The organism is Acetobacter sp. (genome assembly GCF_047721705.1).
GTDB lineage: Bacteria > Pseudomonadota > Alphaproteobacteria > Acetobacterales > Acetobacteraceae > Acetobacter.
The window spans coordinates 1-17,985 of record NZ_JBDNXK010000010.1 but is presented as its reverse complement, the minus strand read 5'-3'; the positions used below and the strand labels follow the sequence as shown (position 1 = coordinate 17,985).

The window sequence follows — 17,985 nt, the reverse complement described above, 5'->3', positions numbered from 1 at the left end:
ATTTATTTACAAATCGTTGCAGTCGCTGCTCCGAGGCGAATCTTGGCCCGAGATGCCTGACGCTTCCCCTCAGACGGGGAAAGCGCGGCGTCCGTAGCGAAAGCGCGTCGGGCGATAGGGCAGCGGGTCGATATAAGGCGTCTCACCCGCCATCATTTCAGCGCAGAGCCGGGCTGTTGCCGGGCCTAGAGTGAAGCCCTGATGGGCATGACCGAAGTGGAACCAGAGGCCGGTATGGGCGGGCGCCTCGCCGATGATCGGCAGCATATCGGCCACGCAGGGACGGCTTCCCATCCACGGGGTGGCTTCGACGGCTTCTCCGATATCCAGCATTTCCCGCGCAAGGCGTTCGCTGCCCAGAATCTGTTTCCATGAAGGAGGCGCATCGCGCAGGGCGAACTCGGCACCTGTGGTCACGCGCAGGCCGCGCGCCATGGGAAGCAGGGCGACACCCGCATCCGTGTCGATCATCGGCGTATTGAGCTTGCCGTCCCATTTGAAGTGACGGTGATATCCCCGTTTCACAAACAGCGGGAAACGATAGCCGAGCGACTGCGTGATGTCGGAGGACCATGGGCCGAGGGCCACGACCGCCCGTTCGGCGGAAACAGGGCCATCCTTGGTCTGCACCGTCCAGCCCCCCGTGAGGTTGGACAAGGTGCGGGCATCGCCATGCACGATCCTGCCGCCGCCTGAGGTGAACAGATCGGCGTAGCGTTGCACGAGGGCGCCGGGGTCCGTCACGCTGTAGGGGGTCGGCCAGTAAACACCACCCGTCATGGCGCGGCGCAGGGCCGGTTCCGAGCGGGCGAGGGTGGCGCTGTCGAGAATGCGGCTTTCGACGCCAAATTCCCGCGCGAAATGGCGGGCTTTCGCGGCGCCATCCGCAAAACCTTTTTCCGTGCGGAAAATCTGTGTCCAGCCACCATGTCTGACCAGATCACCCGCGCCGGAGGCGTCGATCATGCGGTCATGTTCGGAGAGGCTGTAACGGATGAGGGCTTCGAACCCACGGCTGATCCGGGCATAGCGACGCGGGCTGGAATTCCACCAGTATTCGGCCAGTCGGGGCGCCAGCGCGAGCAGATCGGCCAAACGGTATGTGACGTCATTGCCCTGCCGGAGGGCGACCTGCATCAGTTTCTGCAGGTCATGGGGGAAGGCGTATGGCTCGACGGCTTCGCGCTGGATCAGGCCTGCATTACCATAGGATGTTTCCCTGCCCGGCTCCCTGCGTTCGACAAGCACCACATCGAAACCACGTTGCTGCAGATGCCATGCCGTGCTGACGCCGACCATGCCGCCGCCGAGAACCAGTGCTGACCGCGCCATCCATAAACACTCCCGTCCGCGCGGGGCGTTGCGACCGCAATAGCCCCGCTGTTTTGCTTTCCTTGATTTTCCTACAGGAAAGCGTCGCGGTTTCCCAGATGCCTATATTGACCAGATGGTCAGGATGATGGTGGGGACGAACGGGAGAAAACGCCATTGCGTGCCAGCCGCCACAGGACGGCGGGGGCGCACAGGATCGGATGACGCTCGGCAAAGGGGGTGAGCGGCACGTCGATCCCGCTATGGCGCTTGATTTTCCATGCCAGATACTGTGCCCCGCCCGTAAAGGTGAAGGCGCTCTTGAGGAGACGCGCGACGTTGAGCGGACGCCCGAGCCGTTGCGCCAGAGACCAGTGGCGCAGGGCTGCATTGTGCCGGGCTTGCGGAATGTGGGGAACGAGTTCGCCATCGGGCATAAGGGATGCATCCATTCCTTCCGCCGTCCACGAGGCCATGAGAAGTTGGGAGAAGCGGGCATCCTTGCCAGCGATCAGGGTTCTGGAGCGGTTGCTTTTTTCAACCCGCAGTTCTGCTGCATAGGTCTCGCGGTAAAGTGCGGTCCAGTACTGTTCCGGTGTTCCCTGGGGGGGGCCGAGTTCCGCCGCCCAGTGGGCCGCAGTGCCGACAGCCCGGATGATGCAGCGCAGGAGCGCGTCGGCCGCAGGCTCGTCGCGGACCCATACGAGGCGTACCGGCTGGGAGAAGCGCGCCCATATGGTAGTGTCGCGGGTTTGCGGACGTGTCAGACGGCGGAACTGGTCAAGGCTCAGGATCGCCACCTTGGCCCGGAGCGTCATGCCGTTGATGGTATGCTCGTGATACTCGACATTCGGCGGCAGCAGGCGGTTTGCTAAACGTGAGATCCAGCCGCGTGGCCAGTCGGACTGGCGCTCGACGATGACGTAAAAATCCAGCACGCCTTCGGTCAGCGCTGCTGCGGCTGCGTCATCATCGGCGGTCAGCGCACGCACGACCGAGCCATAGAACAGCACGCCCAGAGGACGGGCGGTGCCGACCATTTTCTCGACGAAGGCCGTCAGGGCGGGTGGAACCGGCGTGGTCAGCTCGCCAGTGATCGTGCGCGCGACAATAGCCGCGGCCCGTCTGGCGGCTTCCTGATTCAGCATCGCACGAAGGCCATCCGTGGCCCCTCCGTTAGATGGATCGTGTTGTCCGGTCCGGTGTCCAGCGGTTCTCCGTCCATCACCAGTCGATCCTCAGTCTGGATCGTGATCTTCGCCGACATGCCACTGTGATAGGCTTTTGATTCCCGGAGGCGATCCGAGATGCGGCCTCGCAGCACGGACAGGATATTACGGGCCAGTCCGGGCGGATTGCTCAGAATATCGAGATAGATGAGGCCACCGCGTGGCGCGTCATCCAGCCAGAAGGGCCAGACACCGCGTGAGAGGCGATGCAGGCCTGTACACAGGAACAGGAAGCGCGCGCGGGAATCCGGTGGTCCGTCATCCTTCGTCACTATCATCGGGCTACCCTGAAGCCACGTCTGCCGCGTGTTGCGCTGAAGGAACCGCTTCAGCCCCCACATGATGGTCGCAAAAATAGCGGTGTCGTGGGAATAGCGGCGGAGGATGGCCGGGTTATGGGCGAGTTCGATGGCCCGCGTGAAGGCTGCCAGTCCACAGAACATGCCCGCGACGGGCTGGCGTTCCGGATCGGACCACGAGACGACTACCGGGTGGCGGTAGCAGACATCGTCAAGCAATGTGCCGGTCGCCAGCCGGTGTTGCAGGGCGGACAGGGCGGGCAGTCCACGAAGATGACAGCCGATATCGTTGGCGATCAGATTCGTGTTACCCGACGGGAAGATAGAAAGAGCGGGCAGGCGGTCTTTCGGATAGGTTGCCAGAACGGCGCTCAGCACATCGCTGACCGTGCCATCTCCGCCATCCACGCCGATGACGCGAATATCCTGTCTCGCGAGTTCTTCGATTGCCTGAAACAGTTCGGCCCGGTTAGGCGGACAGATGAAAAGAGGGCCGAGTGTTGCACGCGCTTCCGGGATCAGTTGACCCCCATCCTTGGTGTTGCGGCGGCTGCGCGGGTTGTGAATGAGAGCAATGCGTCCAGACAATGGGTAGGGTCCGCTTTCTTGATGCGGCCGCTGTGGACGGCCCCTGCTAGGATCAAGGGCCGTGATATAGACGTCTGACCCGCGATTGTCACATTGTCCGATGCGCAATTTTTGGGGCTTTTCGTAACAGTGCTGCCTCAATAAGTGAAGGAAAGCCCTCTTGATCGGGTGCGCCGTTTGAGAGATCGATGCAATGCTTGAGCGGTCGGTCCGGAATATGCCGCGCTCGAAGTCAGGCAAGGAAAACAGCCTTTTGTCAGTCACTCTGGCGCATTTGTCCGACCCGCATCTGCCTCTCGAAGCACTGCCGTCCTTCCGGGAGTTGCTGGGTAAACGCGCCCTGAGTCTTCTGTCGTGGCATGCCAACCGCCGTTACATTCATCAGCGTGCGCCGCTTGAGATGGTCGTTCGGGATATCGAGGCCTGTCATCCCGACGCGGTGGCCGTCACTGGTGATCTCACCAACTTGGGAACGAACAGGGAATGTCGGGCGGCCCGGAAGTGGCTGGGCCGTTTCTCGGCGCCGCGCGCTGTCATTCCCGGCAATCATGACGCGCTGGTGAGGACACGCTGGGAGAGCGGACCCGGCGTGTGGAAAAGCGAGGGCGGCATGGCGGCGGCTGATGCGCCCGTGATGCTGACTGTGGGCGACGTGGCGCTGATCGGCGTGAGTTCCGCTGTTCCCACGCTGCCCTTTTTTGCCGCCGGCTGGGTGGGCGAACGTCAGCTGGTCCAGCTGGGCACGATGCTGCGAGACGCCGGACAGCGCGGATTGTGCCGTGTGGTCATGATTCATCATCCGCCAAGGCTCGGAATGGTGAGCTGGCGCAAGGGGTTGTGGGACATTGATCGCTTCGGAGAGGTTGTCCGCGCCGCTGGAGCCGAGATGATCCTTCACGGGCATTCGCACGACGGCACGGTCACGAGGCTTGCGGATTCCTCGATCCCGGTGATCGGCGTTTCGTCCGCGTCTCACCGGCCATGTCGCCATATGAATCGTGCGGCCGGCTGGAACCGGATCACCATTGACAGGAATGTCGCGCGAACTGGCTGGACGCTCTCGGTTGAGGAGCGTCGTCTCTCACGCGACTACTGCATGCGGACATTGCGAACCCATGAGTTCGTGCGTCCGATGCAGGGGAGTGAAGCCATCGGAGCCTATGCGTCGTGACCGAGAGGAATGACCATTACACGCCGCCGATGGCGTGGCTGCCTGCCTGGCTGCGTCCTTCCACGCTCGACGTCTATCTGCTCACACAGACCGTTCCGCCTTTTCTGATCGCCATATCCGTCGTGCTGCTCGCCCTTCTGCTGGAGCGGCTGCTCGTCCTGCTGAACATACTGGCTTCGGAAGCCAGTCCGGTCGGCACATTGCTCAGCCTGCTCGCTGATCTGTTGCCGCACTATCTGGGGTTGGCTCTTCCGGCGGCGCTCTGCGTGTCGGTGTTCACCGTCATCCGCCGGATGAGTGAAGGCGATGAGATCGACGCCCTCATGAGCAGCGGTGTGGCGCTCGTTCGTATCTGTCGCCCGTTCGCCGTAGTGGGGGCGTTCATCGGCATCATGTCGATCCTGCTTTACGGCTTCATCCAGCCGCACGCGCGCTATCAGTTTCGCGAGGGGCTATATTTCGCCAGCCATGCGGGCTGGGCTCCCGTTCTACAGTCCGGCATGTTTGCCACACCGTCCCAGAACCTGATGCTGACCGCCCGTCATGTCGATCAGGACGGCTCCCGTCTGACGGGTGTGTTCATCCGCGATCTGAGCGAGGGAAAAGAGCGGGACATCACGGCGCGAAACGGTCGGCTGAGAACGGACCCCGTCCACGCGGAGGTGCAGATCGAGCTGTTCAACGGTTCCATCCTCACGACACAACCGGGCGTGCAGCCGACTGTCACGACCTTCGATCACGCCACACGTCTCATCACCAAGACGCGCAAGACCACCTTCCGAGATCGTGGGAACGACGAACGGGAGCTTACGTCCCCCGAACTGGCCCGCAAGATCAGAGCGGTCAGGAAGCAGTCGGCGCAGGATGCCGCCGAGGAAACGCTGGAACAGATGGATGCGTCAGTGAGCAGCCCTGCCGATATTTCTCTTCCCAGCATGCGGGCCGAGTTTCACTTCCGGCTGGCCCGCAGCCTGTCGATCCCGTTCATTCCCGTTCTGGCCGTCTCCCTCGCTATCATCGGCAAACGCAAGCGGGGCGTCGCCGGGCTGGCCGTCGCCGTGCTGGTGCTCGTTACGTATGACCATCTGCTCCAGCTCGGGGAAAGTCTTGTCGCGAATGGCAAGGCTTCTCCCTTTCTGGTGGTCTGGCTGCCGACCATCGTCTTCTGCGGCGGATGCACAATTCTTCTGATGTTCCGTTCGCAGATACTGCCCATCCGTCGGGTTTCCCGGCGTGAACGTCCGGAAGCCGTGGCATGACGGAGGCCGCCCTTTCGCGTGGACCAAGGCGCGTTCTCGTTGGTTATCTGTCGCGCTCGCTGTTCACACGCACGGCGATGTGCTGCGGCATCATCATCGCGCTGATGGAGATTCTGGCGCTGATGGAGCAGATGACGCCCATCCTCAAGCGCCATCTCGGCGTCAAGGGCGTGCTGACCTACATGGTGCTGCATCTGCCGGCCATGATGCAGACGGCTCTCCCGCTCAGTGTTCTGATCGGTGGTCTGGTTCTTTTCACCCAGATGACGATTTCCAGCGAAATCGCCATTCTGCGGGCGGCCGGTCTGTCACCGTGGGGGTTTGTCCGGAAGCTGTTGCCTGTCACGTTGCTGATCGGCCTGTTCGGCGTGGTGCTGGAGGATCAGGTTACGCCGCGGTCGGAACTGGCGCTTGCGGCATGGTGGAACCGAACCGCTCTGGTGCCTGCCGACGGCAGATCCTTCTGGTTTCATCTGCCTGCGTCGGAAGCATCGGTCTGCAAGATACCCGGCACCGATGCGCCCGCCACGGCGGAAGAGCTGGCCCATGTGGGTTATGTTGCCGATGGTGGGAACGAAGCATTCGATGTTGCGCTGTACGATCTGAGCAACGATGGCCGTATCCTGCGCACACTGCATGCCGAGCGTGCGTGGCACAGTGCGCATGGCTGGCTGCTGTCGCGCATTCACTGCGTGGCGGTTTCCTTTGCCGAACTCGACACCACCGCCGTGGAAAAGGACGTGCCGGAAGCGCCGTGGTCCAATCCGTTCGCCCCCACGGAAATGCTACGTCTTTCGCTGGATTCGGCCCCTCTGACTTCAGGTCTGATTCTGAAGACCCTGAACGGGAAGACCGTCAGCAATCAGGCGCCGGGTTATCTGCGCGCCAGCCTGTTCGAGCGGTTTCTCCGGCCGCTTTCCTTCATCGTCATGCTTTTATTAGCGATGCCGGTGATTTATATACCTCCCAGAACCGGACTCAAAAGCTGGTTGCCCGTCTGGTGCCTTGGCGCCGGACTGCTGTTCATCGTTGTGCAGGGCATGTTCCGCGCGATGGGTAACGCAGGCATCCTCCCCGCTCCGGTAGCAACTGTCCCCGGCCTCATCATCTTCGCACTGGCCGCTGGCACCGCGCTGTTAAGGAACGAAGACAAATGAGTGGCACCCTGCGGAATCCGACCATCCGGTCCGGGCGGAGCTTCGATCTCGGCAAGATGAATCTGCGACAGCTCTGGGTCGCCTATCTCACCTATCCGACGATCCTGCTGTATTTCCTGCTCATCGGCGTCAGCATCATTCTCAGCGCGTATTTCTTCGCCGGCTGGGGCGCCACGGCCACCGCCATCCTCGCCGTCATGCTGGTTTATCCGGTCGTGTGGTACTCGCTGCACCGCTGGATCCTGCATGGACAGTGGCTCTACAAGTCCCGCTGGACCGCGTCGCTCTGGAAGCGCATCCATTTCGATCACCATCAGGACCCGCATCTGCTGGATGTTTTGTTCGGTGCACCGGCGACGACGCTGCCGACCATTGGTGCCGTCACCATTCCGGTCGGCTGGCTGATCGGTGGCTGGGGCGCTGCTGCGACGGCTTTCGGCGCTGGCGTGACGATCACTTGTATTTACGAATTCTTTCACTGCATCCAGCACCTGAATTACAAACCGAAGGCGGCGTGGATTCAGCGGATGAAGGCATGGCACGTCCTGCATCACTTCCATGATGAGGACGGCAATTACGGCATCACCAGCTATGTGGTGGACCGGGTGTTCGGCTCCTTTTACGAGGAGGCCCGCGCGCGTCCCCGCAGCGCGAGCGTGTTCAATCTTGGCTACACCGTAGAGCAGGCGAAGCGGTATCCGTGGGTGATGAAACTGACCGGCGCGCCGCCTCGTGATCGGCCCGATGGTGCGCGCTCCACTGCGTCCCGCGAGAAAAAGAGCGCCGCGTGAACGACTCTCCGCTGACAGCGCTTGTTCTCGCCGGTTCCCGTGAAGGGGCGGCGGACCCGATGGCTGTCGCAGCCGGTCTTTCCCACAAGGCTCTGATCCCCATCGCGGGGAAGGCCATGATCCTGCATGTGCTGGAGGCTCTGCGCGCTACTCCGTCTGTTGGGCGGATTGTAGTCTGTATTGAAAATCCTTCAGTTTTATCAGGCATTCTTCCAGACGGTGTTGAGACGATGCCAGCGGCGCAGGGACCGAGCGCCAGTGTGCTGGCGGCGATGCGGGCCTATGGCACGCCCTTGCTGGTGACAACGGCGGATAATCCGTTGCTGAAACCGGCATGGATCGATGCCTTCCTTGATGATGCAGGCACTGCGGATGTCGCCGTGGGCGTGGCGACGGAACAGGCCGTGCGGCGGGATGTTCCTGATACTGCCCGTACATTCATAAGACTTTCCGATCTCGTCTTCTCGGGATGTAATCTTTTCCTGTTCCGCACGCCGGTTTCCATCAGGGTCGCGCAGCTTTGGCAGCGCATCGAGAAGGAGCGCAAGAAGCCGTTGCGGATGGGATGGCTGCTCGGTCCTTCAATTTTATTGCGTTTTCTCACCAAGCAGCTGGATACGACAGCTCTGTTGAACAGAATCCGAAAACTGACGGGTGCACAGGCGAAGTTCGTATCCTTGCCAAGTGGCCTGGCAGCGGTGGATGTCGATAAACCTGCCGATCTCGAACTTGTCAGTCATATTATGGACGAAAACGCGTAATCTTTCCCTGTTCGGAAGGATACGGAACCATTCGTTCCAGTCGCGGTTGAATGTCAGGACAAGGTTCTTTTCGTTCCCTTGATATAAAGGAATATCCCGCACATGATTATTCCCAGTATTACGCTTGGCGATGGCCTGACATTTCCTGCCATTACATTCGGAACATACAAGCTGAATGGAAAAGCTGGCGTTGTGAGCATGAAAAGTGCGATCGAAGCGGGCTATCACGCGCTGGACAGCGCCGTTAATTACGAGAACGAAGGCGCCCTTGGGGAGGCTATCCGGCAGAGTGGTCACAAGCGCGAACATTTGCGCATTGCTTCAAAACTTCCCGGCCGTCATCATCATTTTGACGAAGCCATCGTCATGATCGAGGAATCTCTCTATCGCGCCCGGCTTGATTATTTCGATCTCTATTACATCCACTGGCCAAACCCGAAGCAGGGTCTCTATGTCGAGGCATGGAAAGCGCTGATCGAAGCGAAAAAGCGGGGATATGTCCGCTCAATCGCCGTATGCAATTTTCTTCCTGAACACCTCATGAAGCTCAAGGAAGAGACTGGCGTTCTGCCCAGCATCAATCAGATCGAGCTGCATCCCTATTTTCCGCAGGCGGAACAACGGGCTTTCAATAAGCAGCATGGTATTGTCACGCAGTCATGGAGCCCGCTGGGGCGCGCCAGCGATCTGCTGACAAATCCGCTTCTTGAAAAGATTGCTGAAAAACACGGAAAATCCGTCGCGCAGATCGTTCTGCGCTGGCACCATCAGCTGGATGCAATTCCCATTCCCAAAGCCACCCATCACAAACGGCAGATGGAAAACAAGGACATTTTTGATTTCTCCCTCACGGATGAGGACATGAAATCAATCGCCACGCTGGCGCGTCCGGATGGCCGCATCAAGGGGCAGGATCCGGCGACTCACGAAGGCGCCTGAAGAAGGACGGTTCTTTTCAGCGCCCATTCAGGGAGCCGAAAAGAACCGTCATAAAGCTTTGGCTCAGTCCACGACCTGTTCCACGGAAACAATCTCAGGCACGTAATGGCGCAGCATGTTTTCCACGCCATGCTTCAGCGTCGCGCCTGAGGAAGGGCAACCCGAGCAGGCACCCTGCATGCTGAGACGCACGATGCCGTCGCGATAGCCACGGAACACGATGTCGCCGCCATCGCTGGCCACGGCAGGGCGCACCCGGGTCTCCAGTAGTTCCTTTATCTGGGTCACGATCTCTTCGTCTCCCGGCTGCACGGGGTCTTCCAGAACGGCAGCGCCCTGTTCGACAGTCGGGCGACCGGAGACAAAGTGATCGACGAGAGCGGAAAGCACGCGGGGCTTCAGGTCAGCCCAGTCGGCGTCATCGGCCTTGGTGACGGAGACGAAATCGGATCCCATGAACACGCGGGCAACGCCGGACAGTTCGAAGAGCGCTTCCGCCAGCGGGGAGCGACCATGCACGGCATCCGCGTCGATGAAATCGATTGTTGTGCCCGGTTCGCCCGTTACGTCGCGGCCCGGCAGAAACTTCAGCGTGTTGGGGTTTGGGGTGCCTTCGGTTTCGATGAACAAGAGCTTTCTCCTTCGCTCGTCGTGTCAGCCGGTGGAGACCGAACTGGGAAAGAGGACACATGCGGTCCTGTATTAAATGTGGAGATGAGCCAGCCGACGCCGAAACACAAGCCCTTTAAGGAATATCAGGCCTGCCGCCGCGCGGAGATATGCGCGGCGAACAGGGTCGCCAGCCAGAAGATATACCACATGGGTGCGGGGCCTTTGATCACCTGACCGAAATCGGTCATGGCGCTGAGGAGAGTATGGACGAGCACCGCGAGGCAGAGCGGTCGTTCCTGATCGTAGTCAGGAGTTGTGAAAAGGCTTTTGAACACCGTGCACAGATAGGTCAGCAGAGCCAGCACGCCGATGAGGCCAGCATACAGCCATGTTGAAAGCAGCAGGTTGTGGGGAAAGGTTTCGCCCGGCAGGGCCAGCTTCCACATGGGGCCGTGACCAAACCAGAACGCCTGTTCGATATGCTGCCACGACAGTGCCCATATCCGGAAACGATGCGAGTCGCCGCGCTCGAACTGCTCTCTGACGACCTGGGAAATGATGCCGCCATGCAGAAACCAGATCGCGGCGCCAAGAACCAGAGCGGCCCCCGTCAGGATCAGCATCAGTTGAGGGCGTCTCATCCCGATCAACACGACCAGCCCTGCCAGCACGCTGAGAAGCGGGCCACGGCTGCCGGTGAGAACAATGAATCCAAGCGTTACCAGTGCGGCCACCCAGTAACGCCGTTGCGCCGTTGAAAGCGCGCGATGCGCCGCCATCAGCACTACGCTGCCCATGATAATGGCCCCAAGGATGGGGTGACGGGTCAGCCCCCAGCCCTGCATCCGCAGCACATCTCCCTGCCATTCCAGCGGAACGAAACAGAGTTTCACGAGGGCGATGAACACATTCACCACGCCGCAGCCGATCATCACCTGCATCAGGCGTTGCCGGAAGGCGCGGGTCATGGCGAACGCATCCGTCAGCAGAAAGACGAAAAGGCCGGTGCAGAGAATGTTCCAGACCCAGAAAGTGCTGAGGCCCAGTGTTGAAAGGGAATGCGTGTTTAGCAGGATGCTGATCAGAAACACCCCGATCAGGGCTTCTCCGGCCACCAGCGGCCCGGGCCAGTTGGCGACGGCGGAGCGGAAATCGCCTTTCCATGCAGACCAGCAGAACAGCGGCATGATGCCGACGTAGAACAGGTCCGACCATGTCGGCTCGTTCGGGAACAGGAACCCCAGCCCGATCAGGAGGAGCAGAAGCTCATGAAGAAGGGAGCGCCGGTCGTTACGCCACAACTGCATGAGGCCACGTGGTGTGGGGAGGGCGGACATCACCACGGAAGGTCTTCCGGTGCACACGCGCCCATGATGACATCCACCATGAACTGCGCCACGGCCTGCTCATTGAAGCGCGCGACGTAACGGGCGCGACCGGCCTCCGCCACTCTCATCCGGAGGTCAGGCTCGGCGGCAAACCGACCCAGCTTATCGGTCAGCTCATCAAGTGAAGAGAAGAACAGCATCTCGTCTTCGGAAAAATAGTCCGTGTAACCGGTGGCGCGTTCGATCGCGACAACGCAGCCATTGCCCGCCAGATGCGCAATACGGTCGGACGTGTAGAGCGGGTAATCGGCACGGCGGGAAATATTCAGCCCAACGGCGCTGGATTCCAGAATATCCTGATAGCGCGCGCCATGCAGGTGCGGCCTGCCGCCGATCCCGCCCAGCGCCATGCGCAGGTTCGGCAGGCGTTTCCCGATCAGACCGATAAATTCGTCCATGTTCCATTCCTGCCCACAGATCTCGCGGAGGGGACGGGAAGGATGTCCGCAGGCATAGAACAGATCATAGGCCAGATCGCGCGCCAGATCCGCCCGTCCCGTCTCCACGGAGAGATCGACCGGGTTGGGAAGAAAGCTCATCGCATGGCTACCTGCGCGCATGGCGTCCAGCGGTTTGCCAGCCGTGGAGATGAACGTGTTGTCGACCACGGAGAGTTTGCCCTGAATCCGGCGGACATTATCCTCCTCGAACAGGGGATCGACATTCCACTGGGCGATGCGCACGCCGGGCACGGCATGACGCACTTCCATCAGGGTTGCACTGTCGATCATGTCGGCATGGCCAAGTAACAGGATGTCGGGCCGCTGCTGTTTGCAAAAAGCCAACAACGCCTTGTTGACGCCCCGCCTTCCGAACTTGCGGCTGCCAAACGGAGAACAGGCCCGCGCCACATCCCGATCGGAAAAATTCAGCACGAGATGGCCGCGACGGATCAGGCCGTTCGATATCTTGATCTGCACGGCATGCTTTGGTCCCACGCGCAGCCCGGTCATGAAGGCGCCAACATGAACGATGGTCAGGGGGGACGTATGCATTGTCTGGACGCGGCCTTGTCTGTCGTTTTCGTCAGGAGCCCGGCGACATTACGACAGGCGGACGGGAGGCTCCAGAGGGGGGGTCATGGCTTATGGCCGCCAATCGACGGGAGCGGGATGACAACGGGAGGTGGCGTCTCGAGTTGCGGCGCGGGCAGAGGCGGTGCGTGGACCCGCATCGCCCAGGGCACCACTTTCACCGGAATGCGCACTCTCTCCAGAAAGGGGCGGCCGATGCCGGCGGCCCACCACCAGCCCACACCGTAGACGAGCGCCAGTGTCAGCAGAACATAGAGCTTCCATTTCCTGCCTTTGGGGCGCTGGGGGAAATTCGGCGGCATTTCGCGGAGCTGGGATGGTCTCATCATTCTTTCGCCGCTAAAGCATCACTCGGTCGGACGCAATCGTTACGATCATGTTTCTGTGGATGACATGTCCCGGAACGGGGTAATGCGGCAGACTGAAACCGTCTGCTCCTTCCAGATCCGAGATGCCTGTGCCGCTCCTGCTCCGTCTGCTCGATCCGCTTGTCATCCTGTTCTGGCTGGTAGCGCTCACACTCGGCTCACTGAAGCTTTCGGGCGCTCTGCCCGGCAGGCGTCACGCGAGCCGCACGCCAGAGGATGTGCTGGACGCCCATCGCAGTCTGCCCGCATGGGCCATCTGCCTGTCCATCGTCGCCACGGAGACCTCGACGCTCACGGTCATCAGCGTTCCCGGTATCGCTTACGGGCAGGGGATGGTGTTTGTCGGTCTGGGCGGAGGCTATCTACTCGGCCGGCTTGTCGTCGCCCGCTATCTTCTGCCGCTTTACATGCGGGGCGACCTTGCCAGCGCCTATCAATATCTGGCGCTGAGGTTTGGCCGACGCATGCAGCGGTTGGCTTCCGTCACCTTTCTTTTAACCCGTCTGCTGGCGGAGGCGGTGCGGCTGTTTGCCTCCACCATTCCCATCTGCGCCCTGCTGGTCGCGCATGGAGTGGGGCTGTCGCCGTTCTCCGTTCTGCTGGGACTGACAGTGCTGACCGCCTTTTACACGGCTATCGGCGGCCTGCGCGCCGTGGTCTGGTCCGATGCAGCGCAGTTTCTGCTCTATACGGCCGGGGCCGCGCTGTGCGCCGCTCTGCTGTGGCGCCACCTTACTCCCGAACAGCTTGCCGCCCTGCCCGCTTCCGGTCATCTTCTGCCATTCGCGCTGCATGTGCCCGCGCTGACGAGTCCTTACGCGCCCCTGACCGCGTTGATAGGCGGCGCCGTGCTGGCGATGGCGTCGCATGGCACGGACCAGTTGATGGTGCAGCGCGCGCTTGCCGCCCGCACATTGCGCGATGCGCAACGGGCGATGGTGGGAAGTGCCGTGGTTGTGACGCTGCTGTTTGCCCTGCTTTCTCTGGTGGGGGTGTTTCTCTGGGCACGGGCCAGCGGTGCTCCACTGGCAACTCTTGGCCTGAGCTCCCCAGATGAGCTGTTTCCCCGTTTCATCGTCAGCGATCTGCCGCCCGGTCTGTCAGGGCTTCTCGTGGCCGGGATTATCAGCGCCACAATGGGGTCGTTGTCTTCCGCGCTCAACGCCATGACGGCATCCACCTTTACCGATCTATTCGGCGTGACGCGGCCCTCCTGTCGTGCCGTGGCATCGGGCGTGACGGCGCTATGGGCGGCTGCACTGATTGCTGTGGCATGCGCGTTTTCCTCGTCCTCGCGATCCGTTCTGCTGTTCGGGTTCCAGATCACCGGATATTCCTACGGCGCGCTGCTGGGAGCCTTCCTGCTGGGGCTGCTTTGCCGCAAGGTTTCCGAACCTGTGGCCATGATCGCTTTTTTCACCACCGTCCTTGTGATGGCGTTGCTCATTACATTCGTGCATCCGGGCGGGAAGACGATTGCCTTTCCGTGGCTTGTGCCGATGGGTGTGGCCGTTACGTTCAGCGTAGGGCTGCCGCTCAGTGCGCTGGAGGCGTGGCGCAAAAAATTGCGTGCAAAAAGGGAAGCCTCCTGAACTTCCAGCTTTTCCATATGTTCTCGCCTGTATCGCACTGGGGGATTTTCTATGGATATTCACGATAATCAGGCTCAGCACTGCTTCGAGACCGAAATCGATGGGTGCCGCGCTTTTCTGGATTATAGGCGTGCAGGCGGGACGCTGTTCATTCAGCACACGGAAGTTCCCTCAGCACTGGGCGGACGCGGCGTTGGGTCCGCCCTTGTCCGGCATGCATGCGATGTCGCGTCTTCAGAGGGGCTGAAGGTTGTCTCGCTTTGTTCTTTTGCGACGAGATGGATTGAAAAAAACACTTAATAAAAATGATGTTTTTTGTAGGCGTGAAATTGAAAAGAATTTCACATTTTGAAATGTTTTCAATTTTGCGTTATAAATGAAAGGGAAAAATGTGAGCGACATTATGAGTGGAGAGAATTTGTGATTACAAAAGAGATCTTGAAAAGTCTTCCGAAGGGCGTGCAGGGTCCGAACTACGATATCAATACGATAAAAAACGGCATCCTTCATTTCGGTGTTGGAAATTTCTTTCGTGCGCATGAAGCTTTCTATGTCGATCAGATTCTCAAGGATGACCCTGAATGGGGTATTGTTGGCGTCGGTCTGACGGGCAGCGAAAGATCAAAAAAGAAAGCTGAAGAGTTTCAGAAACAGGATTGTCTTTATTCGCTGACGGAAGTGGCGCCTGATGGTGGGCGTTCCGTTCGCGTGATCGGCGCATTGCGTGATTATATCATGGCGCCGGAAGACCCCGAGGCGGTTCTGAAGCATCTGGTGGACCCGGCCATCCGTATCGTCTCGATGACTATTACGGAGGGTGGCTATAATATCAACGAAACGACGGATGAGTTCGATCTCGACAATCAGAATGTTCAGAACGATCTGAAAAATCCTGAAAACCCATCAACTGTTTTCGGATATGTTGTTGAAGGTCTTCGTCGCCGTCGCGAGGCTGGCGTCCCGGCGTTCACCGTGATGTCCTGTGATAATCTGCGCCACAATGGCAATGTCGCGCACAAGGCTTTTCTCGGTTATGCGAAAGCACGCGATCCGGAACTAGCAGCGTGGATCAAGGAAAACGCAGCTTTTCCAAACAGCATGGTGGACCGTATTACACCATCCGTCTCTCAAGAAATCCGTGACAGGCTCGACAAGGAAATCGGTCTTCCCGACGATCTTCCTGTTGTCGCCGAGGATTTTCATCAGTGGGTTCTGGAAGACAGATTCGCTAACGGACGTCCTGCACTTGAGAAAGTCGGTGTCCAGTTCGTGGACGATGTGACGGGATATGAGCAGGTGAAAGTGCGGATGCTCAATGCTTCCCACATTATGCTGTGCTTCCCGGCTGTGCTGCTGGGCTACGAATATGTGCATGAAGCGGTAAAAGATGCCGATCTTCGTGCAAACGTCGAGACTTTCCTCAACAAGGATGTCATTCCCACAATCAAGGCGCCACCGGGTGTCAGTCTTGAAAAATATCGGGATAGTGTCCTGAGCCGTTTTTCCAACGCGGCCGTGGGTGACCAGACATTGCGTATCGCGGGCGATGGTTCGTCAAAGATTCAGGTGTTCTGGACAGATACGGTTCGGAAAGCTCTTGAAGGAAAAAGCGATATTGCCCGTATTGCCTTTGGAATGGCGTCCTATCTCGAAATGCTGCGCGGCGTGAATGAGAAGGGCGATCACTACACGCCCAACGAACCGACGTTCAAAGATGCCCAGTGGGTGCTTGCAAAGTCTGACGACTTCACCACGGCGCTGGGTCTACCCGCCTTCGATGCCTGGCGCGATCTGGATACTGCGGCGCTCGATCAGAAAGTGGTCGAAAATCGCAAGATCATTCGGGAAAAGGGGGTGAAGGCGGCGTTGCCTGCACGGTGATGTCGGGGGCTTTGCCCCCCTACCCCACACAGGGGTGCGGCCCCTTTGATCCCTTTTTGATGGGTTGTGTTATTAAGGAGTTGTCAGATTTCCTCATCAAATTACCGACTATCGATTTTCTGGGTTTCAGTGACGTCTGTTGTTCCACGTGGCCAGTCTATTTTTCTATTTTTTACGCCATTCATTAAAACGCACAGCATTGGAGTGACCTAAAGCAATAGCTGGATCTACCCCTTTCAGTAAATCGGCGCAGGATTGGGCAATTTTTTTAGAAAATGCTTGTCGGCTGTCTATCATTAAGAGAGGAACACTAAAAAACCAATCCGTTTCGTTCAAAAGAACCTTTGAACGTCTAGCGGTGTTATCTTCTTTTCCCCAGACCACCAGTTCTGGAACATTCGGATATAAATAACTGTTTTCTCTAGTGTAATTGTCAGAGGGATATCCACTTTCGTTCGCAAGCACCATATGCAAACTCCATAGATCTTTGTATGCAGGCGTGTAGGCGCACGTTATCAGAGCTGTCCGGGCGTGTTCCCAAGGCGAATGACCGACAGGCCGGTACATTTCAAATGCTAGCATCAACCCTCTGTGCCTTCTGCTTTTTGGAAGAAATAATTTATATGCATAGGCCGAACTGCTAACAATAATATCCTGATCAGACGCTTCGTCGTAATCTTCTTCTTGCAAATCAAGAGATAAGCCAGCTTTATGAAACATCTGTGGCGCTGCTTCAGATAGGCGCTCCACTTCTCTCCAAATAGTGTCAGAATTTAAAAATGATTTAAAAATATCACATTCTTTCATTGCAATTACTCCATGAGATGGCTTTTAACTGTTTCAACCGAGAGAGCATGAAATCCGCAGAATGATATCTGTTCAGCTTTTTCGAGGAATAGGCTTACCTGCTTTCCCCACTCCCGGAGAGGAGCTGCAATAGATTCTAATTTCAGGCGGTTGGCTATGCGATGCACATCAGTCCATCGTATATTTGCAATCCCTTTACGCCGGATTGGATAAGCTATCTGTGTCAGGGCCACTATCAACCTTTCACATGCAGGGTAAGCTTTTTTTATAGCTTCCTGTTCGCGAACGATTTCATTCAATAACTCATTCGTGGCTATGACCCACGTCCATTTCATCTCCCATGTGATAATAAGTGGACGAATATCATCAAACTGAAATTGCATCACAAGATCAGGTTCGCAGCGGGAAGTATAATCGCCATTTCTCGCTTGAGCTTTCAGTCCGTCTGGCCATAACCGGATTTCATGTGCGGTAGGTTGTCGTGTCCCGTAATCACATAGTGCATCTGGTTCAAGCAGAGCTTGTACAATTAACCACGCGTCTTCTGTCTGCATAAAGAAAAGCGGCGAAAAAACCATGGATGTAATGGCATCTTCATTTTTATTGTTTGTATGTTCATTGTGCCGACTACACAGCACACGTCGGACACCTTTTTGATTAAATGCGTGCAACATGGGAAACAATATCTGTCAGAAAAGGCTTTGAAACAATGTTTCATAGAGCAAGAAAGAACATTTCAGGTATGCATCGGGAGATAGTAATTTAAATAAGAAATTGATTTTAGCAGGATCTTATCAT

Annotated in this window: 18 protein-coding genes; 9 read left to right on the top strand and 9 right to left on the bottom strand. The window is 58.2% G+C overall.

Annotated features, from left to right (window positions below; genetic code table 11):
* Positions 1 to 69 precede the first annotated feature (69 nt).
* The 3 genes from ABF824_RS02990 to ABF824_RS02980 all read right to left on the bottom strand — a co-directional run bounded on the left by ABF824_RS02990 (position 70) and on the right by ABF824_RS02980 (position 3,427).
* Positions 70 to 1,332 carry an NAD(P)/FAD-dependent oxidoreductase gene (locus tag ABF824_RS02990; RefSeq protein ID WP_415486350.1) on the bottom strand — a complete coding sequence of 421 codons (1,263 nt, stop codon included), beginning with the start codon at positions 1,330 to 1,332 and terminating at the stop codon, positions 70 to 72.
* Between the two features lie 119 nt (positions 1,333 to 1,451).
* Positions 1,452 to 2,459 carry a hypothetical protein gene (locus tag ABF824_RS02985; RefSeq protein WP_415486349.1) on the bottom strand — a complete coding sequence of 336 codons (1,008 nt, stop codon included), beginning with the start codon at positions 2,457 to 2,459 and terminating at the stop codon, positions 1,452 to 1,454.
* Entirely contained in the window at positions 2,453 to 3,427 is a 975-nt protein-coding gene (locus ABF824_RS02980) for a diacylglycerol/lipid kinase family protein (protein ID WP_415486348.1), read from the bottom strand. The genes ABF824_RS02985 and ABF824_RS02980 overlap by 7 nt, the downstream gene beginning before the upstream one ends.
* Before the next feature lie 253 nt (positions 3,428 to 3,680).
* Here ABF824_RS02980 and ABF824_RS02975 point away from each other — a divergent pair, with 253 nt between their 5' ends.
* From ABF824_RS02975 to ABF824_RS02950, 6 genes are all read left to right on the top strand, one after another.
* On the top strand, positions 3,681 to 4,598 hold the full coding sequence (locus ABF824_RS02975) for a metallophosphoesterase family protein (RefSeq protein WP_415486347.1): 918 nt from the start codon (positions 3,681 to 3,683) through the stop codon (positions 4,596 to 4,598).
* Positions 4,595 to 5,857, top strand: coding sequence for an LptF/LptG family permease (locus ABF824_RS02970; protein ID WP_415486346.1), 1,263 nt, complete (start codon positions 4,595 to 4,597; stop codon positions 5,855 to 5,857). The genes ABF824_RS02975 and ABF824_RS02970 overlap by 4 nt, the downstream gene beginning before the upstream one ends.
* Positions 5,854 to 7,014: an LptF/LptG family permease gene (locus ABF824_RS02965; RefSeq protein ID WP_415486345.1), complete on the top strand. Its 1,161-nt coding sequence runs from the start codon at positions 5,854 to 5,856 to the stop codon at positions 7,012 to 7,014. The genes ABF824_RS02970 and ABF824_RS02965 overlap by 4 nt, the downstream gene beginning before the upstream one ends.
* Positions 7,011 to 7,805 (top strand): sterol desaturase family protein, encoded by a 795-nt coding sequence (locus ABF824_RS02960; RefSeq protein WP_415486343.1) that lies wholly within the window; start codon positions 7,011 to 7,013, stop codon positions 7,803 to 7,805. The genes ABF824_RS02965 and ABF824_RS02960 overlap by 4 nt, the downstream gene beginning before the upstream one ends.
* A 59-nt stretch (positions 7,806 to 7,864) precedes the next feature.
* A complete protein-coding gene (locus tag ABF824_RS02955) occupies positions 7,865 to 8,566 on the top strand; it encodes a nucleotidyltransferase family protein (protein WP_415486386.1) in 702 nt (233 codons plus the stop codon).
* Between the two features lie 102 nt (positions 8,567 to 8,668).
* Complete coding sequence (locus ABF824_RS02950) at positions 8,669 to 9,505, top strand: aldo/keto reductase (protein ID WP_415486342.1); 837 nt, start codon at positions 8,669 to 8,671, stop codon at positions 9,503 to 9,505.
* A gap of 63 nt (positions 9,506 to 9,568) precedes the next feature.
* Here the strand turns inward: ABF824_RS02950 and ABF824_RS02945 are convergent, their stop codons facing one another.
* The 4 genes from ABF824_RS02945 to ABF824_RS02930 form a co-directional block, all read right to left on the bottom strand.
* Positions 9,569 to 10,135, bottom strand: a complete 567-nt coding sequence (locus ABF824_RS02945; protein ID WP_415486341.1) for a NifU family protein — start codon at positions 10,133 to 10,135, stop codon at positions 9,569 to 9,571.
* A gap of 125 nt (positions 10,136 to 10,260) precedes the next feature.
* Positions 10,261 to 11,454, bottom strand: a complete 1,194-nt coding sequence (locus ABF824_RS02940; RefSeq protein ID WP_415486385.1) for an O-antigen ligase family protein — start codon at positions 11,452 to 11,454, stop codon at positions 10,261 to 10,263.
* On the bottom strand, positions 11,454 to 12,500 hold the full coding sequence (locus ABF824_RS02935) for a glycosyltransferase (protein ID WP_415486339.1): 1,047 nt from the start codon (positions 12,498 to 12,500) through the stop codon (positions 11,454 to 11,456). Before ABF824_RS02935 ends, ABF824_RS02940 begins: the two co-directional genes overlap by 1 nt.
* Before the next feature lie 83 nt (positions 12,501 to 12,583).
* The gene (locus tag ABF824_RS02930; protein ID WP_415486338.1) at positions 12,584 to 12,868 is read right to left on the bottom strand and encodes a hypothetical protein; all 285 of its coding nucleotides are present in this window, start codon (positions 12,866 to 12,868) and stop codon (positions 12,584 to 12,586) included.
* A gap of 122 nt (positions 12,869 to 12,990) precedes the next feature.
* On the opposite strand from ABF824_RS02930, the gene ABF824_RS02925 reads away from it, so the two are divergent.
* From ABF824_RS02925 to ABF824_RS02915, 3 genes are all read left to right on the top strand, one after another.
* Entirely contained in the window at positions 12,991 to 14,499 is a 1,509-nt protein-coding gene (locus tag ABF824_RS02925) for a sodium:solute symporter (RefSeq protein ID WP_415486337.1), read from the top strand.
* A gap of 51 nt (positions 14,500 to 14,550) precedes the next feature.
* A complete protein-coding gene (locus ABF824_RS02920) occupies positions 14,551 to 14,799 on the top strand; it encodes a GNAT family N-acetyltransferase (protein WP_415486336.1) in 249 nt (82 codons plus the stop codon).
* A 120-nt stretch (positions 14,800 to 14,919) separates the two neighbouring features.
* Positions 14,920 to 16,380, top strand: coding sequence for a mannitol dehydrogenase family protein (locus ABF824_RS02915; RefSeq protein WP_415486335.1), 1,461 nt, complete (start codon positions 14,920 to 14,922; stop codon positions 16,378 to 16,380).
* Positions 16,381 to 16,545: 165 nt separating this feature from the next.
* On the opposite strand, the gene ABF824_RS02910 is transcribed toward ABF824_RS02915, so the two are convergent.
* Positions 16,546 to 17,187, bottom strand: coding sequence for a hypothetical protein (locus ABF824_RS02910; RefSeq protein ID WP_415486334.1), 642 nt, complete (start codon positions 17,185 to 17,187; stop codon positions 16,546 to 16,548).
* 5 nt (positions 17,188 to 17,192) lie between these two features.
* Positions 17,193 to 17,861, bottom strand: a complete 669-nt coding sequence (locus ABF824_RS02905; RefSeq protein WP_415486333.1) for a hypothetical protein — start codon at positions 17,859 to 17,861, stop codon at positions 17,193 to 17,195.
* Positions 17,862 to 17,985: the final 124 nt, after the last annotated feature.

What these genes read in the sequence shown, in the direction of transcription:
- ABF824_RS02920 (WP_415486336.1), top strand. Translation starts at nt 14,551, where the DNA reads ATGGATATTCACGATAATCAGGCTCAGCACTGCTTCGAGACCGAAATC.
- ABF824_RS02955 (WP_415486386.1), top strand. Translation starts at nt 7,865, where the DNA reads ATGGCTGTCGCAGCCGGTCTTTCCCACAAGGCTCTGATCCCCATCGCG.
- ABF824_RS02935 (WP_415486339.1), bottom strand. Translation starts at nt 12,500, where the DNA reads ATGCATACGTCCCCCCTGACCATCGTTCATGTTGGCGCCTTCATGACC.
- ABF824_RS02925 (WP_415486337.1), top strand. Translation starts at nt 12,991, where the DNA reads ATGCCTGTGCCGCTCCTGCTCCGTCTGCTCGATCCGCTTGTCATCCTG.
- ABF824_RS02990 (WP_415486350.1), bottom strand. Translation starts at nt 1,332, where the DNA reads ATGGCGCGGTCAGCACTGGTTCTCGGCGGCGGCATGGTCGGCGTCAGC.
- ABF824_RS02905 (WP_415486333.1), bottom strand. Translation starts at nt 17,861, where the DNA reads ATGTTGCACGCATTTAATCAAAAAGGTGTCCGACGTGTGCTGTGTAGT.
- ABF824_RS02960 (WP_415486343.1), top strand. Translation starts at nt 7,011, where the DNA reads ATGAGTGGCACCCTGCGGAATCCGACCATCCGGTCCGGGCGGAGCTTC.
- ABF824_RS02940 (WP_415486385.1), bottom strand. Translation starts at nt 11,454, where the DNA reads ATGTCCGCCCTCCCCACACCACGTGGCCTCATGCAGTTGTGGCGTAAC.
- ABF824_RS02965 (WP_415486345.1), top strand. Translation starts at nt 5,854, where the DNA reads ATGACGGAGGCCGCCCTTTCGCGTGGACCAAGGCGCGTTCTCGTTGGT.
- ABF824_RS02930 (WP_415486338.1), bottom strand. Translation starts at nt 12,868, where the DNA reads ATGATGAGACCATCCCAGCTCCGCGAAATGCCGCCGAATTTCCCCCAG.
- ABF824_RS02950 (WP_415486342.1), top strand. Translation starts at nt 8,669, where the DNA reads ATGATTATTCCCAGTATTACGCTTGGCGATGGCCTGACATTTCCTGCC.
- ABF824_RS02985 (WP_415486349.1), bottom strand. Translation starts at nt 2,459, where the DNA reads ATGCTGAATCAGGAAGCCGCCAGACGGGCCGCGGCTATTGTCGCGCGC.
- ABF824_RS02910 (WP_415486334.1), bottom strand. Translation starts at nt 17,187, where the DNA reads ATGAAAGAATGTGATATTTTTAAATCATTTTTAAATTCTGACACTATT.